Genomic DNA, 17,081 nt, shown 5'->3' with positions numbered 1-17,081 from the left:
CTCATTATTTTGGTGCGATGTAATTTTATTATTTAATTTTCTTTCAGATCTGCAAGTCTCTTTTCAAGCTGATCTATTTGTTTTTCAATTTGTTTGATGGCAAGCTGTTGTTTATCAGCCTTAACTACTTTTCCGTCAATAACTGTTTCAACAGAAACACGTTCTCCTTTCTCAAAAGTAGAAGTAGTTACAATATCTCCGGAAGCAGAAGAATATAGCGCCCATTTACCATGTGGCTTGAATGAGTTTCCTTCTTTCCAATACTGACCTTCTTGCACAACAGTGCCATTAGCATCAAAAAACTTTACGTCGAAAATATTGTCTTCAACATGAGTTAGTACACGTTCGTGTTTCTCATTGGTGATGCTTTGTTGGGCAAATAGTCCGCTTGAAAAAGCAGCTATAATCAGTAGTGATAAGACTTTAGTTCTCATGATATTCCTCTTGGTTTAATCTACCCCAATGTTAAGGAATTGTTAACTCAAAGTAAATGAAATGTTAACGGAAAGTTAACATTGAGTTAATATAGGGCTCAGAGGAACTGTGAGAGGCGTTTTTCGATATTTTCTATTTGCAGGGAAAGTTGGTAAGCATCATAGGCGGTATAGGGCGTTTCTCTATCCATTTGGACAGACTTCAGGAACATCAGCGCTGCTTTTTCGGCCGATTTAGCTGGGTCAAAGCTCTGTTTTTCAAAGAAGAGATGATCGCCGGAATTTAGTCTTCCAATCCTAATATTTTGTGAAGGAACGTTGCATTCCAATATTTCCTGTTTCGTGGAAGCGATGCGTTTATGATTGTTTTCAGCAGCTCCGGTGTAGATCCGTATGTCGACAGTAGAGCCATTATCAAATCTAAGAAAAATGTGAATGCTTACCGGGTGCTTACCTTCAAGAGTAATCTCTTTTGCTTCTACGTGATGGATGCCGCTATCAATCCATTTCATGCATAAACCAAGTTCATCAATCCAGAATTGCCGAAATTCATCTTCAGTGTTTATAAATTGGGAGTAGTTTACTTCTCGGGTAATACTTAAAAATGAGGGACGGGAAATTCTATCCATCATCCATTGGGTGGCGGGAGCAAGCGTTGGCCAATGGGAAAATTGAACATGCACTCCTGCTTCTTTGGTAGCGCGGTATATTTTTTCCAGCTTTGAAGTGTTGGTGGGCTGGCGTGAAATGAGGAAGCAATTTAAGCCTAAATGCACACCTTCGAGCAGAATATCCAGGTTTTGTTCAGTCTCGTCAATAAGAAGACAGGCATCAACTTTACCAACTTCCTTAATATTAGGACAGAGCTCAACTTCCTGAACAATTTGATGGGGCCGCAAGTGTTGTTCCCAGGCAACAGCCCGTTTTGCATCTCCTACAATTCCAACTTTCATAAGCATTCCATGATTTATTTGGCGCTCAAGATGCTAATGAGGAAGGAATTTTACAACAATGCGTAAATTATAAAATATGATTTAGAGGTCTGTATTGAACGTAAGTTAGTCGGGCATTACGATAGCAAGAATAAAATAAGCCAGTACAGCTGTTCCAAAACTGGAAACCAGGATAATGGCAAAAATGATACGGACAAGGGTTGCATCCCATCCAAGGTATTCAGCAAAACCTCCGCAAACGCCGGCAAGCATTTTGTCTGTTCTTGATTTTCTTAATTTAGCTGGCATGTGGATATAGTTAGTTTGATTATAATCTAACCTCTAGGTACGCCAAATAAAAAAAGATGTTTCAAAAAAGTTCAAATAAAAAAAGCGGAGCTGCTAACACCGCTCATTTACTATCTTATGCTATCTTAAATAGTTGAAAAAATTGACTAATCGTTAGTTATCCTTCAGCTCTCTCTACTTCAGATTGTTTAACAGGCGGAGGTGGTGTAGTTGAAAAATCCGAACTCTCCAGTTTGAAATTGATGGATAAAGCGTACTGAACACGAACAGGTTTTCCTCGTTGAACCCCTGGCTCAAATTGAGTTTCTTTCACGACTCTGAGAGCTTCCTCATCAGCGCCACCGCCAATACCACGCACAACTTTGGCATTTTCTACTTCGCCTTGTTCATTAACAATGAACTGAACGGTAACCCGGCCTTCAATTCCGGCACGACGTGCCATTTCAGGGTATTCCGTTTTTGCCTGTAAGGCTTTCATTCCTCCAATAAGCTTCGGCATTTTCTCAACAACTACGAAATAATCACCAAGATCTTCTTGCTCGCCAACAGTAGGAACTGAAGGCGGGGGTGGAGGAAATTTAGCATTTACATTTTCATGGGCCGCAATCATGGGAGGGAACTTTTTAGTTGCTTCAGCTAATTCACTGTTGTGACTTACCCAGAGCGATGAGCTGGAAATACCTTTTAATATTTCTGAAAAGGAGTTCAATTTCACATCCATTTCATTAATCTTAAATGAAAGAGTACTTCCATCAATCTTACCAGTTTTAATTCCACCTTCAAATTGTCGGGGAGCAACTTTAAAGATGCCATATTCTCCAGCAAAGATACTGATGGCTCCGAGTCCTCCAGCTGATACGTCATTAAAGTTCTTTGATTCTAAAGCAACACCATTTATAGAAACCGTTGCATCCTGAATATTAATTTGGGTTGATTCGAGTTCTTCGTTAGAAATAATTTCCGGGCCTCTCAAATCAGAGCAGGCAATAGGCAGGGTAATCCCCAAGATCATCAGGAATAGAAAGAAGATACTTTGCCTGAATGATGCTTTATGTAGTTTGTGATATTTCATGGTCTTAATACGTTTTTTGAGTGTTGAATTTTTGACTGCCATACTCACCGAGAGTTTCCCAACACCGGTGCTGAGTGGCACTAATTCATACAAGAGATTGGCATAAGACTTAATGGAGAAATCGGATGTGGAAAGCACTTCCTGATCGCAACTGATTTCGCGATAGGTATCGATCTCCTGGTTGCCGTATCGGATTAACGGATGAAACCAAAACAGAGATTCGATCATGGACAGTGCCAGCTGCAGCAAATAATCACCCCGCTTAATGTGGATGAGCTCATGCTGCAGGGCCATGTCCAGTTTTTCCGGTTCATGTTGCAGAATTTTTGGAAGGACAATCACCGGTTGGTTCCATCCAAATGTGAATGGAACCAACGGATGATCATGAAAAGCCAGTTTTATAGATGGTTTATTGAATCTGTTATTTTCACGCGAGACTTCTTTTAATTCCGTAAGGCTTAAATTCTTGTATAAAGATTTTAGTGCTACATAATTACTGATCAACCGTCCGATCATAAACATAGAAATCAGTGCGACGAAAAGAGTAATGGTGCCAATAAAGAATACCGGTTCCTGCCACTGAATTGCAGATATTTCAGCGGAAGATTGATTTGCAGAAGATACTATCTCAATAGGATTTTGGACTATAAAAAAAGCAGTCTCCAGGTTGGACGAAGCAAACCAATCAGGGATTTTATTCATGAGAGCTGCTATACCAATACCAAGGGGTAATGAAAGTATCGCCGCTGATCTCAAATGATAATGAAAGAGCGGATTCAGTTTTTTGCGGGTTTTCAGAAACAAGAAAGCCAGTGTACAACATACAGTCCAAACCATAAGAGGAAACCAAAAGGTGTCCAGGCTGATATTCCCGATATCTTTGATAAGTTCGGTGAGTTCATACATGTCACTTATCCTCCATGTTGTCAATCATGTCGCGAAGCTCTTTTAACTCTTCTTCGCTAAGGTTTTCTCTCTTAACCAGCGTTTGCACCAAGGCAGAGGTTGATCCTTTAAATACTTTATCAATCATTCCGGACACCAGGCTGGATTGCACCTCTTCCGGTTTTTTGCGTGCACTGTAAACATAGGTCACGCCGTCTTTGCGATACTTTAAATATCCTTTGTCGTTTAAATTCTTCATGATGGTCATGACCGTGGTATAGGCCACTTTTCGTTCCTTCAGGATTTCTTCCTGCACCTGAGCAACGGTTGCTTCCCCCATTTCCCACACATGATGCAGGATTTCCATTTCCGATTCTCCAAGGGGTGTCAATGATTTTCTCATAGTAAGTCTGAATTAGTTAATACTAATATAATAGTATTAAATGAAAATTCAAGAATTTATTCGATTCATGGCACGGATGAATAGATTTATAATTTGAGTAAAGGAACGTTATTGGAGATTACCGCAATTTCTTAAGCATGAGAAGAAAATTTTTATCGCATATCGATTCAGTAATAAAACCTGTTGATTTTGATCAGCACAAAACAGCCGTATTTATTCTCCATGATCAGTTGAACCTTGATGTCTGGCCTGGCTGGATTCGTGAGGAAAAGCCATTACTTATATTCATAGAATCTGCCGAGAAAGGAAATTCTCTTCCATATCATAAAAAAAAGCTGATCTACTTGTTAAGTAGTATGCGTCACTTTGCTTTGGGATGTTCCGAAGAAGGATTTCCCGTTTACTACCACTCTACTCAAAAACATTATGATGATGGGTTGAAAGAAATCTTATCAGAGAATGAACAGCTCGAACTAATCTTTATGACACCTTCCGAATGGAATTCGAGAGAGCGACTGCGAAATGTGAAGTCGGAGTTCAACGGCCTGATGAAAGAAATTCCGAACAACTTCTTTTTAGCTGATGCAGAAGAGTATAAAGAAAAAGTATCTGATGGGTGGGTGATGGAATATTTCTATCGGGAAATGAGGCGAAAGACCGGTTATCTGATGAAGGGTAATCAACCGGAAGGCGGGGAATGGAATTTTGATGAAGAGAATCGGCAGAAACTCCCGAAAAATCATCCAGTTCCTGAAATAGCGGAAACGGAAGTGGATGAAATTACTCAAGAAGTAATCAATATGGTGGAAGCCTGGTTTCCTGATCACTTTGGGAAGATCGAAAACTTCACCTATGCGGTAACAAGGCGACAAGCTCTATATCGGCTTAATGAATTTATAGAAGAGCGGTTGGATGAATTTGGTCCTTACGAAGATGCCATGGCTCAAGGTAAGTATGATTTGTTTCATTCCCACTTATCGCTGTATCTGAATAATGGATTGGTATTACCGGTTGAAGTTTGCGACAAGGCAGAGGAAGCCTATCAAAAAGGGAATGCCCGATTAAATTCGGTGGAAGGATTTATTCGTCAGATTATTGGCTGGCGGGAATATGTTCGGGTTTATTACGAAGCGATGATGCCGGAAATCCGTGAGGCGAATCACTTCAATTTCACAAATAAATTACCTGAAATGTACTGGTCAGGCAAGACCAAGATGAATTGCATGAGTGAATGTCTGAAGCCGGTTATTAAAGACGGATACTCGCATCACATTCCCAGACTTATGGTATTGAGCAATTTCAGCAACCTCACCGAAACAGATCCCCGGGAATTAAACAGATGGTTTCATCTTGCTTATGTGGATGCCTATGAATGGGTGGTTCTTCCAAATGTACTCGGGATGTCGACTTTTGCAGATGGTGGGGTTTTGGCATCTAAACCGTATGTGAGCAGTGGGAACTACATCAACAAAATGAGTGACTACTGTAAGCATTGTGAATATAAAATCAGTAAGAAAACCGGGGGAGATGCTTGTCCATTCAACTATTTATACTGGAATTTTATCGACAAGCAACGGGATACATTTACCCAAAACGGCCGGGCCAATTTTATGGTGAATATGTTTGACAAACGGGATGAAGTAGACAAGAAAGCTATTCGGGAAAGCTCTGATAAATTTATAGAAGCATTAGATCGAGCTTAAATTTTTGCAATTTTTAGTGAGTTTGTGCTTATTTCATAAAAGACTAATAAACGGGGTTTTATGGAAAAAGAAACCAAACTGTTAATCGGGGCGGTAGTACTCGGAACCATCGGGTTTTTCATTCCACTTTATTTTGGAAAAGCCTGGATGGCACTGTTCATTTCTTTACTCATAGGTATCATATTTTTGGGAAGAATGATTAGCCTGAGTAAAAATGTATTCGAATCTAAAAATGCTTATCGGGTGGTTTACGGGCTGGTAGTTTTGGTAGTTTTATTTAACGCCATTGCTTTCGCTCACGACTATGGAAGGCGTGACTTTCAAAAGGATACCCTTCTTAAAATCAGAAAGACCATCGACACCGGAATAACCAAAGCGGATGTTCAGGAAAAACTGATTTATGTACTCGGTCAGTATCATCAAAACAACCGGGAATCGGTAGTGGAAACGTTCCGGCAGTTGATGCCTGAAAAATTAGGGGAAGACGGAGTATATGTTTCTGATTTCGATCTGCGAAACACTAAAATGGGGACTAATCTGGAACCGGATGAAAGTGAGGGTATAAACCACTTCTATGAAATTGATGAGGAAGCCGATGAGATTACAGTGATGGTTGTTGGTGAAATTTCGTTAGGAGAAGACCCGGAATATCAAAACTATGACGGACAAGAAGGAAAATTTGAAATGATGTTTATACTGAACGAAGAGGGGGTAAGCTATGAAGTTCTCAATTAGAAGATTTAATGAATGGCTTATTGTAGTGCTCCTGATCATTCTTGTACCGGCGCTGTTTTGGCTCATTGAAGATTTCCTGCCCAGACACTTTAATTACCTGTTTAACCCAGACTCTACTTCAGTTTTAATTGGGTTAGCTTCAGTGGATGCGATTGATATGTTTCGTGGAGATGACCCTGCGGGCTTTTCGCTAACAAGAGAAACAGTATCCATATATGTGAATGTGTTAATTTATTTAATGCTAGGCCCTTATTTGTTTCTGATGGGCTATATAAAAGCCAAAAAGACTGAGCGTCGTACTAAACCCTGGTATTGGTATGCGGGTGCTGTGATTTGTATCGGTTCATTATCAATTATCCCCACTGAAATATTGAAGCAATACGTATTTGAGAATACGAAAGCGAGTGCAGCTGATAGTCGCACAAAAGATCTAATGAGAGCCGAGCTGGCAGAAGTAGGATTTGCCACTGCACAGTATGAGATTCTTGAAGATGGTGTTGATGAGTTATTTAGTGTCGATGAGTTGAATTTGGAAAACCTGAAATACAACTACACGGTTGAAAGCATACAGTTGGACACACTCATAACCTTGATGGTATCAAACCCCGATCTGCCTGATTATAATGTAAAGATGGAAGTCAGGCCGTATAACCGGAGCTTGTTAAAACAACGGAATTAGTTGACCTTCAATTTGGTTTGCCGAAGCAGAAAGCAAACCTGACTATGAAAAACATTAACAGCTACCGAAAGTTTAAGCGAAACAAGAAAGACGTAAATACAGAAGGCGATTACATTCTGTACTGGATGCAGGTTAATCGACGCTTTCAGTATAATTATTCGCTTGAATATGCAATTGCACTTTCGCATAAATATGCAAAACCACTTTTAATCTATGAGGGTTTGAGCGCAGATTATCCCTGGGCATCAGACAGAATGCACAAATTCATCATGCAGGGAATGAAAGAAAACCTGGAATTTGCCCAAGAAAAGAACCTGAACTATTACAGCTACCTGGAGCCGGAACCCAAAGCAGGTAAGGGGCTTTTTTATGAGCTCGCTGATAATGCGGCAGCTGTTGTTTCAGATGAGTACCCGGTTTTTATTATCCGAACTCATAATGAAAAAGTAGGGGAGAAATTGGATGTTCCTTACATCACTATTGACTCCAATGGCATAATACCACTTGGTATCACTGATAAAGATCCCTACTCAGCTTACCTTTTTCGAAAAGTAATGCAGGAGCATTTTCTGGAAGCCTATACTCATCCGCCCAAAAAAGATCCGATCGATGATCTGAAAGAAAAGAAGAAGATTGAGTTATCAGAATCATTTTTGAGTAAGTATCCACCTGCAGACGAGAAGCTGAAGAATATAGAACAGACGGTATCTGATTTACCTATTGATCATTCGGTTAAACCTGCCGATTTAGACGGAACCCGTCAGGCGGCTTTGGGTAAACTAGGGCATTTCGTTGCTCATAATCTGAATCAATATGATGACAAGAGAAACGACCCGGATGCCAAAGCTTCAAGTGGATTAAGTCCGTGGCTTCACTTTGGCAAAATCAGCGAATATGAAATTGTGAAAACAGTGTTTGATCACCAACCGAAAGGCTGGGACCTGGATTCCATTACTCCCAATAATGGAAAGAATTCTGGTTTCTTTAACGGTGACCCAAATATTGAAAGTTTTCTCGATGAAGTGATTACCTGGAGGGAAGTTGGATTTCACTATGCGCATCATCGCCCTGACTATGATCAGTTTGAAAGCCTGCCCGACTGGGTGAAGAAAACAACCCGAAAGCATGAAAGCGATGAACGGGAATGGATCTACAGCCTGGAAGAATTTGAGCAATCCCAAACACATGATGAAATCTGGAATGCGGCACAAACCGAGCTGCGTGAGACTGGCGTGATGCATAACTACCTTCGGATGCTTTGGGGTAAGAAGATCATTGAATGGACGCCCGATTACCGCACCGCTTTGGATTATATGATTGAGCTCAATAATAAATATGCGTTGGATGGACGGGACCCCAATAGCTATTCCGGGATTTTCTGGTGTTTTGGGCGCTTTGACCGTGCCTGGCAGGAACGCCCTATTTTCGGCAAGCTCCGCTATATGACGAGCGACTCAACCCGAAAGAAGGTGAAATTGCAACAGTACTTGGATAAATTCGGGAATCAGAAAAGTTTGCTTTAGTATTCAGAAGTTGCGCTACTTTTTGAATTTAAAACACATATATTACATATATATTTCTGAATAGCTAAAATCCTATCATGGATCTCTTCGAAGAAAAAAAATCAAGTTCCTTTCAATCCAATAAAGACAATCCGCAGTATAGCGAGCCATTAGCCACAAGAATGCGCCCACAGTCGCTGGATGAATTTGCGGGACAGGAGCATTTGGTTGGGGAAGGGAAAATGCTGCAGCGGATGATTGATACCGGCATTATTGGCTCACTCATTTTTTACGGTCCGCCCAGTTCCGGTAAGACTACCTTGGCTCATGTTATATCCAGAGAAATTAAAGCACAGTTTGAAGTCATAAATGCGGTTTTGGATGGTATTAAAGAACTACGAAATGTGGTTGATAAAGCCGAGAAACTGAGGAAGCTCAATGGACGGAAGACCATTCTTTTTGTAGATGAAATTCACCGATGGAACAAAGCCCAGCAAGATGCGCTGCTTCCTCATCTTGAATCTGGGATTATTACGTTAGTGGGTGCTACAACAGAAAATCCTTTTTATTCGCTGGTTAATCCTTTGCTTTCCAGGTGCCAGCTTTTTGAGTTGCACCCGCTCACAACAAAAGATGTTCGGCTTATGCTGAACCGTGCGCTTAAAGATGAAGAACGTGGACTCGGGGATAAAGAAATTAAGGTTACAGAAGATGCTTTTGATCACCTGGCAGAAATGGCCGGTGGCGATATCCGAAATGCGCTGAATGCGTTAGAAGTGGCCGTTCTGTCCAGTACCCCCGATGATGAAGGTAAAATTCACATAAACCTTGATGTGGCTAAAGAAAGCATCCAAAGACGTAATGTTCGTTACGACCGAACCGGAGACGAACATTACCATTATGCGTCTGCATTTATAAAATCAATGCGGGGTTCCGATCCGGATGCTGCTTTGTATTGGATGAACGCCATGCTTGAGGGAGGAGACGATCCTAATTTTATTTTCCGGCGCATGTTTATTTTTGCCAGTGAAGACATTGGTCTTGCCGAGCCTAATGCTATTACGATAGTGAATTCCTGCCAGGAAGCATTTATGAAATGCGGAATGCCTGAAGGAATGTATTTTCTTTCTCATGCTTGTCTTTATCTGAGTCAGTGTCCCAAGAGTAACAGTACAAAGGCTATTTTTGAAGTGAACCGGGAAATCAGTGAAAGAGGGGTGAAGGATGTCCCTCCTTATTTAAAGGATAAGACGGCCAATAAATTGGGGTCTCAATATCTCGGCGTGGAAAATGCTTCAGAGGATTATAAGTACCCACATAGCCATCCGAATAATTGGGTCGATCAGCAATACTTACCTAACGAGCTGAAAGATAAAAAGTGGTACGAAGCAGGAAATCAGGGAAGAGAAGCCTTATTGTGGAAGAAATGGCAGGAGATTAAAAATCAGGGTGACGATTAACGATTATAAATGTTTTTAAAATAAAATAGGCGAAGCACGTCAGCGCTTCGCCTATTGTTGTTGGAGTCACTAATACTAACAGAGAGCAAATCGCAGCCTAACCAACCGAGCTCTCTGAAAAATATTAGGCGGAATAAAAAGTAGTATTGAAGTAATTCAGCGGTTACTTCATTACGCTTGAAAATATATGTCTTTTTTGAAAGAATTCAAAAACAAATTAGGTAAATAATTAAAAAGAATTATCTATATATAGCATATGACAAAAAAGAACTTATAAATTAAGGAATTATTGTAATTAATTAGAATTGGAATGTTTTTTACAAGTAATTGGTATGTTGAAGAGAATACAAAAGCAGCTTTAACAAAAGATTAATGAATCTAAAAATTATCAGTAGTACCGATCGTCCGAATTCCAATGCACTTAAAGTTTCCCGATATGTTCAGTCGTTGTATGAGGAAAAGGAAGTGGAAGCTGAAGTTATCAGTTTGGAGGATTTTCCGTTAGAAGAAGTAGTTGGCGGCAGATATGGTAAAAAGCTTCCCGCTATAGAAAAATTTAGAGAGCCCATTATTAATGCAGATGGATTGGTATTTGTAATACCGGAATACAACGGAAGCTTTCCGGGAATTCTAAAAGTGTTTGTGGATTACCTTCCCTTTCCCAAAGCATTCGAAAAGATGCCAATGGCTTTTATCGGAGAAGCGAATGGTGCATTTGGTGGATTGCGTGCGGTAGAGCAATTTCAGATGGTTGCAAACTACAGAAACGCCCTTCAATTTCCGGAACGGGTTTTTATTCCCCGTGTAAAAGATGAATTTGTGGAAGGGGAAGGAATTAAAGATAGTTTCAAACAAAATCTTCTTGAATCACAAGTTGAAAACTTTGTCAAATTCGTTGATGCTGTAAAGCAAAAAGAAATGGATCAATTAGTCTGATTATCCATTTCTGAGCATATACCCGACGCCGTGTAAGGTAATAAGATATCTTGGGTCGTCAGGGTGCATTTCTATCTTAGCCCGTAGCTTAGAAATATGAACGTCTACTGTTCGGGTATTGGTGCTGAATTCATAACGCCATACTTTTTCAAGTAGCTCATCTCGTGATACTGGTTCGTTTGCACTTTTAAGTAAGTACCGTATCAATTCAACTTCTCTGGATGTGAGTTCAATTTCTTCACCATCAGGACGGTGTACCACGGATTCATGTAGGTCTATTTTTATGGGGCCAAGCTGAAGGATGTCAACTTCACCGGAAGTAGAATAGGTGCCGGCACGACGTAAGCGTGCTTCAATACGGGCAAGTAGTTCTTTAACACCAAAAGGCTTTGTCAGGTAATCATCTGCGCCCAAATTTAATCCTTTTACCTTGTCGGGTTCCTGATCTTTTGCAGTCAGCATTATTACAGGGAAGGTGTATTTCTCAGAACGGATTTCTTCCATAATATCATAACCACTTTTACCGGGAAGCATGATATCAAGAATCATAATATCTGGTTTATGCTCTTTGACCATGTCAATAGCCTGAGTACCTTCTTCACTTACCACGACATCATATCCTTCACTTTCAAGTGTATCCCGAAGGGTAAAAACAAGGCTTGGCTCGTCTTCTACAACGAGCACTTTCATACGTTTATCCGACATATTCCGTGTGCTTATTTAAATTTTCTGTTGGTGAAGAGCCAACCTGTACATTCTGTAGCTGTTCTTTTGAAACATATTCTTTATCTAATTTAGGAAATCTAACGATAAATGTTGTGCCCTTCCCTAAACTACTTTTTACTTCGATACTTCCCCCGTTTAGGCTGACCATATTTTTCACAATGCTTAATCCAAGCCCATGTCCTTTAATCTTGGTGCTCATGGAGTCGGAGTCATCAACCCGATAGAATTTTTTAAAAATACTTCTTTGAGCTTTTTTAGGAATGCCTATTCCACGATCGGAAATACTAAAAAAGACATAATCCTTATTAGCTGAAACCTGGTACTCAATAAACTTGTCATCCTTGCTATACTTGATAGCATTTTCCGTCAGGTTATTCACAATGGTCTCAAAGCTGTCACTGTCTATCATACACATTGCTTCTTCAGAGGAAGATTTGAAGTTCACCTCAAACCCCTTGTTTTCCATATACTCCCGGTTCTCATTGAGAAACTTATTCATAAGGTTATGAATGCTGTACGGTGCAGCTTTAATCATATTTTGGCCGGAGTCTACACGAGCAACATCTAACAGTTTTTCAATCATGCTTCGCAGGCGTATGGACTCATTATATATATGCTCGCCATATTGTTTGAGACGCTTCGTTTCTGTCACCCGCCCATCAGAAATGTTTTCTCCAGCAGCCTGCATAACTGCAAGCGGTGTTTTTAGTTCGTGGGTAACATTTGCAAGAAAGCTTGCCTGACGCTGGGCCAGATGTCGTTCTCTCTGCGCTGTTACAAACATAAATATCAAAGCTCCCAACAGAAAAAGAACAGCAACGCCTAATACAATCAGATTTTTGACAAGTGTTTCGTTATATGCGTTGGTGACAGGAGATTGAAGGAAGGCTAGATTCAAAGACCAGTTATCAAAAAAGCCGGAACCTGAGAATCCCATTACATGGTCTCGTAAGTCCCGGTCGTATTCAACCGTAGTATCATTAGTAGCAAGGACTTTATTGTTTGTCCAGTCCCGAACCCAAACTACGATTCCAGTTTCCTCACTTTTACCAAAATAGTTAGTGAGGATTGGAGGAAGAACCTGGTTTACAATATAGTCTTCATTTAAAGTCAGGGTGATATAACCAATCATTCTGCTTTCAGAAAGATTGATAAGGCCAACATTTAAGCTGCGGTGAGTATCAAATTCAAAATTGTTATTCCATCGGTAGTTGAAATCATTAAGCTGGATCTTTGTCTTGGTACGGGCTAATCCAACCCCATCGCAAATTAAATCCGGATAATCATTCGTTGGTGTAATTCTATTGTTCTGTGAATCATATTCATAAATAGTACTATTAGAGTCGCATGGATCTACATTTTCCGGGGTGAAGTAGATGTCGTTGAAAAAAGGACTTTTCGACGAGCGGGTTAACACTTCCTGAAAATTATCGGGTAATTGCCCGGTTTGCTGAATGGAGCTTTCGATAGGTTCCAGTTCTATCCGATACAACCCGCGTAATGGTTCAAGGATTTGATTTCTAATCGTGTCGTTGATTTCATCCAGCTGGTCAACTCTGCGCTCTTCCTCACTTTCAACCATACGGTCTCTGAGATCATAAAGTGAGAGTACGTTCATTCCTGTAAGGGCAATAATAGCAGATAAACCTACCATCAGGAGTATCCAGCGGAAAGCTCTGTTTCGTAAAATTTTCATATAGAATCAATCGTGAAACTTAATACTCTCAATATAGCACAATGCCATTTTGTTAGAACTCAAATTTGGTAAAAATAATCATCAATAAAAAAGCCCTCACAAAGGAGGGCTTCAAAACGAAAGAAGTCTTTTGGGCTGGTATTAAGCTACCGCACCCAAACGTTATTATTACGATTTGTATCCGGGTAATAATGATCTGCATCAATTTCGACTTTGGTAACCTGACTTGGTATATCAATCGTAACAGAGGACGTGCGTTTGCCCATCATCCAGTCTTCCACACTAATCCGGGTGGTTGTTTCCGAACCGTCACCAAATGTAATCGTTAAATCGACAGGCATTACCACTTTACCTAAATCTTCTATGGTAATGGTGGCTTGTCCATTTGTTTGAGTGACTTCTTCAACAGCCTGATCCAGGGTCCAGGTTTCGAAATACCATGATCGCCAAAACCAATCAAGATCTCGGCCTGAAATGTCTTCAAAAGTATTGAACATATCGTATGGTGTTGGATGTTTGTAGGCCCATCGATCCATGAATGTAGTCCATGCTTCTTCAAACAAATCATCTCCTAAAACGCCTTGCAAAGCGATCAATACAGTAGCCGGTTTTGGATACGAGGCAACGCCATAGGCAGGCCCCGGATAGTGATAGTCAGACCATCGCATTATTTCTCCTTCCAGGTAACTTCCTGCTATGGGTAAATAACTGCTGAATTCATCCAGCCGGCTAAAACTATCCGGAAACTTATCCCACCGGGCATATGCTTCGTGAAAAGTTGTTGCGCCCTCATCCATCCAGGCATGCCGGCGTTCATTATTACTTACGATCATGGGAATCCACATGTGGGCGATTTCATGAGCAGTTACATTATATAAAGCTTGCTGCTTTTGCGACAGAGGAACATTTGGATTGGGGTTGTTGTAGCTGCCAATTATGGTCATCATCGGGAATTCCATTCCTCCTCCTATGATGCCTGCTCCCTCAACGGATGTCATGTGTGGCCAAGGGTAGGGAATGCCAGTGTAATCAGATAAGAATGAGATTGAATGGGCTGTATAATCCGCCGCATCTTCCCAAAGGGGAGCCGATTCTCTCCAGAAAGCATTTATTAGTGAGTAATCTACCACTCCATCTCCGTCAACATCTCCAACCTGAGTCCTGAGGGCATCCCATTGAGATTGAGATGTAGCACTGAAAGCTACATCTCTGACTTTTTCAGCTTTAAATCGCCAGGTAAGAGTGCCATTTTCACCTGTTACTGTTGTGTTGCCGAAATCATTAATAGCGACTACTTGGGTTACCTCGTCAGAATTTTGTGCCTGCATATATCGCTCTAAAACAGGAGGTGCCAGAACCTCATCAGGATTCAGGAATTCACCAGTACTCATAACCAGCCATTGTTCAGGAGCTGTAATGTTGATTTCATAATCCCCAAAATCATGATAGAATTCAGCGTTTCCGGTGAAGTCATCACCGAACCATCCATGAACGTCATCGTAGGTAGCTATGTGAGGAAACCAATAGGCAATAAAGAACAGGTTATTACGGCTGTAACCCATCCTTCCACTAGCTCCGGCTTGTGGAATCTTGAAGTTCCAGTCAATTTCCAGCTCCATTGTTTGGCCAGGGAAAATTCTTTCATTCGGATAGACAATCAGGTTCGTGCCTTGAATGGCATAAGTAGGCCGGCTTCTTTTCATGCCTTCAATTTCTTCACCCGCTATGGCAACACGAGTAATATTCATACCTCCGGTAATCTCGACAATTTCTTTTCGTGGTACTCCTTCTTTGTGGAGGTTCTGAGCCAGTTCAAAAAGAAGGAAATTCAAAGTGTCGGGTGAATTGTTGCTATAGGATATATCAGCTTCTCCATAAAGCATAGTATCTGCCGGCACTAATTCTGTATCGATTTTATAGGAATAGGTATTGGTAAAATAGTTGGGTCCGGGTGTTCCATCTAAAGACCTGAATCCATCTTCAATAGCCTGCTGAAAATCCCACGGTTCTTCAATTTCATAGGGAATAGGTCGTTCAGGCTTAAAATCTTCAACAGCTGGAGTACTTGTTTGTGTTGTACTTTTGGAAGGTGAACATGCTGAAAAAACAACTAATGTGATTATCAGTAGTCCCTGCAGAGTCGATTTCATAAATGATATAGTTTGGTTAGTCAGAAAGGAAATATCTCCGAAATAGAAAGAGAATCTATTTATGAATTTTCTTGTAATTTCTCTCTATAGATTCTTTCAAATCATTAAATTCAATAGGTTTAACTAAATAATCGAGGTATTTAGTTTCTTTAGCCCTTTGAACATGATGTGGATCCGAGTTTCCGGTAATATAGATTACAGGTACATCAGAAAACTTGCGAATTTCCTTCATAGCTGTGATCCCATCAATTTCTCCTTCAAGAGAGATGTCCATTAAGATAAGGTCTGGTTTAATCTTCTGTGCTACTTCAATGGCTGTTTTACCATAAACGAGTTCCCCTTCAGCGTCGTAGCCTAGTTTTTCCAGGTAGCTTTCATACAGAAGATTCAGTATCAGGTCGTCTTCAACGATCATTACTGTCTTTTTCTGTTTCTTGTCCATCACGTTCCATTAATTTTTATTGCCTTATAAGCAACAGACTCAATAATAACATGAATTGATATTAAACGAAATTTTCTAACAATAAAAAATTTAGTGATTAAATTGAGAAATAGTTTGTTTATAAGATTCGGGACAAGGGATGAAAATAAAAAAGCCTGCCTCTCTATTCTGAGAAGCAGGCTTGGTACCGCTGATCGGACTCGAACCGATACGGGCATTTTAATACCCATTGGATTTTAAGTCCAACGTGTCTACCAATTCCACCACAGCGGCTTTGCGGTAGGCGCCAAATATACGGCTTTACCTTTCACTACTTCAATAAAGATTTAAACAAATATTGAATCCACATCTGCGTTTCGTAACTTTGAGCAAATAAGAACTAAAAGAGAAGCTATGAGACGTTTTATACCCCTTACAATTTTAATGGCTGTTATTTTTTCAGCAAGTAGTTTTGCCCAGCTTGAAATTGGAGCCTCCTACGAGCTGCGCGACGAAGACCCTAAAAACGGATTTGGACTCCGCATTCAGAAAGGAATCCTTGAGAAACTTCCAGTTGTAAATCTTGCATTGAGAGTACATGGCAGTTACTTCAGCGAAGAGAATAACGTAGACCCTGATAACCAAACTTTTTCATATTCCGAAGACCTTACCAACTATGATGTTGGTGTAGCTGCTGTGGGCGGAGTATCAGTCGGGCTGCTTGAGCCTTATGTAGGTTTAGGCCTCGGAACCGAGAATTACGAAAAAGCAGTGAAAGATTATAATGGCCTTCCCGGCAACCGCCCGGAAGAAGGAGATGAGAGTAACCTTTACTGGAATATGTTTGTAGGTGCTAAAGTGACGGTGATACCCATTTTAAAACCATTCGTTGAATATCGCTATTCCAATAAGGAGCTGGCTGAACCTACGCTGGCAGATGCACAAAACGGAAGAATTATGTTTGGTGTCTCTTTAAGTTTTTAACTAAAAGTGGTTAATTAAATTAAAGCGGATGTGAACTCCATATCCGCTTTTTTT

At 40.5% G+C, this 17,081-nt stretch carries 16 protein-coding genes and 1 tRNA gene; 7 read left to right on the top strand and 10 right to left on the bottom strand.

Annotated features, from left to right (window positions below):
* Window positions 1-32 precede the first annotated feature (32 nt).
* The 5 genes from RIB15_RS09740 to RIB15_RS09720 form a co-directional block, all read right to left on the bottom strand.
* Window positions 33-434: a toxin-antitoxin system YwqK family antitoxin gene (locus RIB15_RS09740; protein WP_350201954.1), complete on the bottom strand. Its 402-nt coding sequence runs from the start codon at window positions 432-434 to the stop codon at window positions 33-35.
* 98 nt (window positions 435-532) lie between these two features.
* Window positions 533-1,393, bottom strand: a complete 861-nt coding sequence (locus tag RIB15_RS09735; RefSeq protein WP_350201953.1) for a Gfo/Idh/MocA family oxidoreductase — start codon at window positions 1,391-1,393, stop codon at window positions 533-535.
* A gap of 99 nt (window positions 1,394-1,492) precedes the next feature.
* A complete protein-coding gene (locus tag RIB15_RS09730) occupies window positions 1,493-1,675 on the bottom strand; it encodes a PspC domain-containing protein (protein ID WP_350201952.1) in 183 nt (60 codons plus the stop codon).
* A 157-nt stretch (window positions 1,676-1,832) separates the two neighbouring features.
* Window positions 1,833-3,653 (bottom strand): TonB family protein, encoded by a 1,821-nt coding sequence (locus RIB15_RS09725; RefSeq protein ID WP_350201951.1) that lies wholly within the window; start codon window positions 3,651-3,653, stop codon window positions 1,833-1,835.
* Window position 3,654: 1 nt separating this feature from the next.
* Window positions 3,655-4,035, bottom strand: coding sequence for a BlaI/MecI/CopY family transcriptional regulator (locus RIB15_RS09720; RefSeq protein ID WP_255133136.1), 381 nt, complete (start codon window positions 4,033-4,035; stop codon window positions 3,655-3,657).
* A 137-nt stretch (window positions 4,036-4,172) separates the two neighbouring features.
* Between RIB15_RS09720 and RIB15_RS09715 the strand changes: the two genes are divergently transcribed.
* From RIB15_RS09715 to RIB15_RS09690, 6 genes are all read left to right on the top strand, one after another.
* Window positions 4,173-5,738 (top strand): cryptochrome/photolyase family protein, encoded by a 1,566-nt coding sequence (locus RIB15_RS09715; protein WP_350201950.1) that lies wholly within the window; start codon window positions 4,173-4,175, stop codon window positions 5,736-5,738.
* A gap of 60 nt (window positions 5,739-5,798) precedes the next feature.
* On the top strand, window positions 5,799-6,473 hold the full coding sequence (locus RIB15_RS09710; protein WP_350201949.1) for a hypothetical protein: 675 nt from the start codon (window positions 5,799-5,801) through the stop codon (window positions 6,471-6,473).
* The gene (locus RIB15_RS09705; protein WP_350201948.1) at window positions 6,457-7,152 is read left to right on the top strand and encodes a hypothetical protein; all 696 of its coding nucleotides are present in this window, start codon (window positions 6,457-6,459) and stop codon (window positions 7,150-7,152) included. The genes RIB15_RS09710 and RIB15_RS09705 overlap by 17 nt, the downstream gene beginning before the upstream one ends.
* A 44-nt stretch (window positions 7,153-7,196) precedes the next feature.
* On the top strand, window positions 7,197-8,675 hold the full coding sequence (locus RIB15_RS09700) for a hypothetical protein (protein ID WP_350201947.1): 1,479 nt from the start codon (window positions 7,197-7,199) through the stop codon (window positions 8,673-8,675).
* 77 nt (window positions 8,676-8,752) lie between these two features.
* On the top strand, window positions 8,753-10,114 hold the full coding sequence (locus RIB15_RS09695; protein WP_350201946.1) for a replication-associated recombination protein A: 1,362 nt from the start codon (window positions 8,753-8,755) through the stop codon (window positions 10,112-10,114).
* A 372-nt stretch (window positions 10,115-10,486) separates the two neighbouring features.
* Window positions 10,487-11,050 carry an NADPH-dependent FMN reductase gene (locus RIB15_RS09690; protein WP_350201945.1) on the top strand — a complete coding sequence of 188 codons (564 nt, stop codon included), beginning with the start codon at window positions 10,487-10,489 and terminating at the stop codon, window positions 11,048-11,050.
* Here the strand turns inward: RIB15_RS09690 and RIB15_RS09685 are convergent, their stop codons facing one another.
* The 5 genes from RIB15_RS09685 to RIB15_RS09665 all read right to left on the bottom strand — a co-directional run bounded on the left by RIB15_RS09685 (window position 11,051) and on the right by RIB15_RS09665 (window position 16,337).
* Window positions 11,051-11,755, bottom strand: coding sequence for a response regulator transcription factor (locus RIB15_RS09685; RefSeq protein ID WP_350201944.1), 705 nt, complete (start codon window positions 11,753-11,755; stop codon window positions 11,051-11,053).
* Complete coding sequence (locus tag RIB15_RS09680) at window positions 11,745-13,472, bottom strand: sensor histidine kinase (RefSeq protein ID WP_350201943.1); 1,728 nt, start codon at window positions 13,470-13,472, stop codon at window positions 11,745-11,747. Before RIB15_RS09680 ends, RIB15_RS09685 begins: the two co-directional genes overlap by 11 nt.
* A 146-nt stretch (window positions 13,473-13,618) precedes the next feature.
* The gene (locus RIB15_RS09675) at window positions 13,619-15,622 is read right to left on the bottom strand and encodes a M1 family metallopeptidase (RefSeq protein ID WP_350201942.1); all 2,004 of its coding nucleotides are present in this window, start codon (window positions 15,620-15,622) and stop codon (window positions 13,619-13,621) included.
* Window positions 15,623-15,677: 55 nt separating this feature from the next.
* Window positions 15,678-16,064, bottom strand: a complete 387-nt coding sequence (locus tag RIB15_RS09670; RefSeq protein ID WP_350201941.1) for a response regulator — start codon at window positions 16,062-16,064, stop codon at window positions 15,678-15,680.
* Between the two features lie 182 nt (window positions 16,065-16,246).
* Window positions 16,247-16,337: transfer RNA gene (locus RIB15_RS09665), tRNA-Leu, on the bottom strand.
* 120 nt (window positions 16,338-16,457) lie between these two features.
* Here RIB15_RS09665 and RIB15_RS09660 point away from each other — a divergent pair.
* The gene (locus RIB15_RS09660; RefSeq protein WP_350201940.1) at window positions 16,458-17,027 is read left to right on the top strand and encodes a porin family protein; all 570 of its coding nucleotides are present in this window, start codon (window positions 16,458-16,460) and stop codon (window positions 17,025-17,027) included.
* The last annotated feature ends 54 nt before the right edge of the window (window positions 17,028-17,081 follow it).

Source organism: Gracilimonas sp. (assembly GCF_040218225.1).
In the GTDB taxonomy this organism is placed as follows: domain Bacteria; phylum Bacteroidota; class Rhodothermia; order Balneolales; family Balneolaceae; genus Gracilimonas.
Note: the sequence above shows the minus strand (reverse complement) of the source record. Positions and strands in the feature narration are given on the sequence as shown.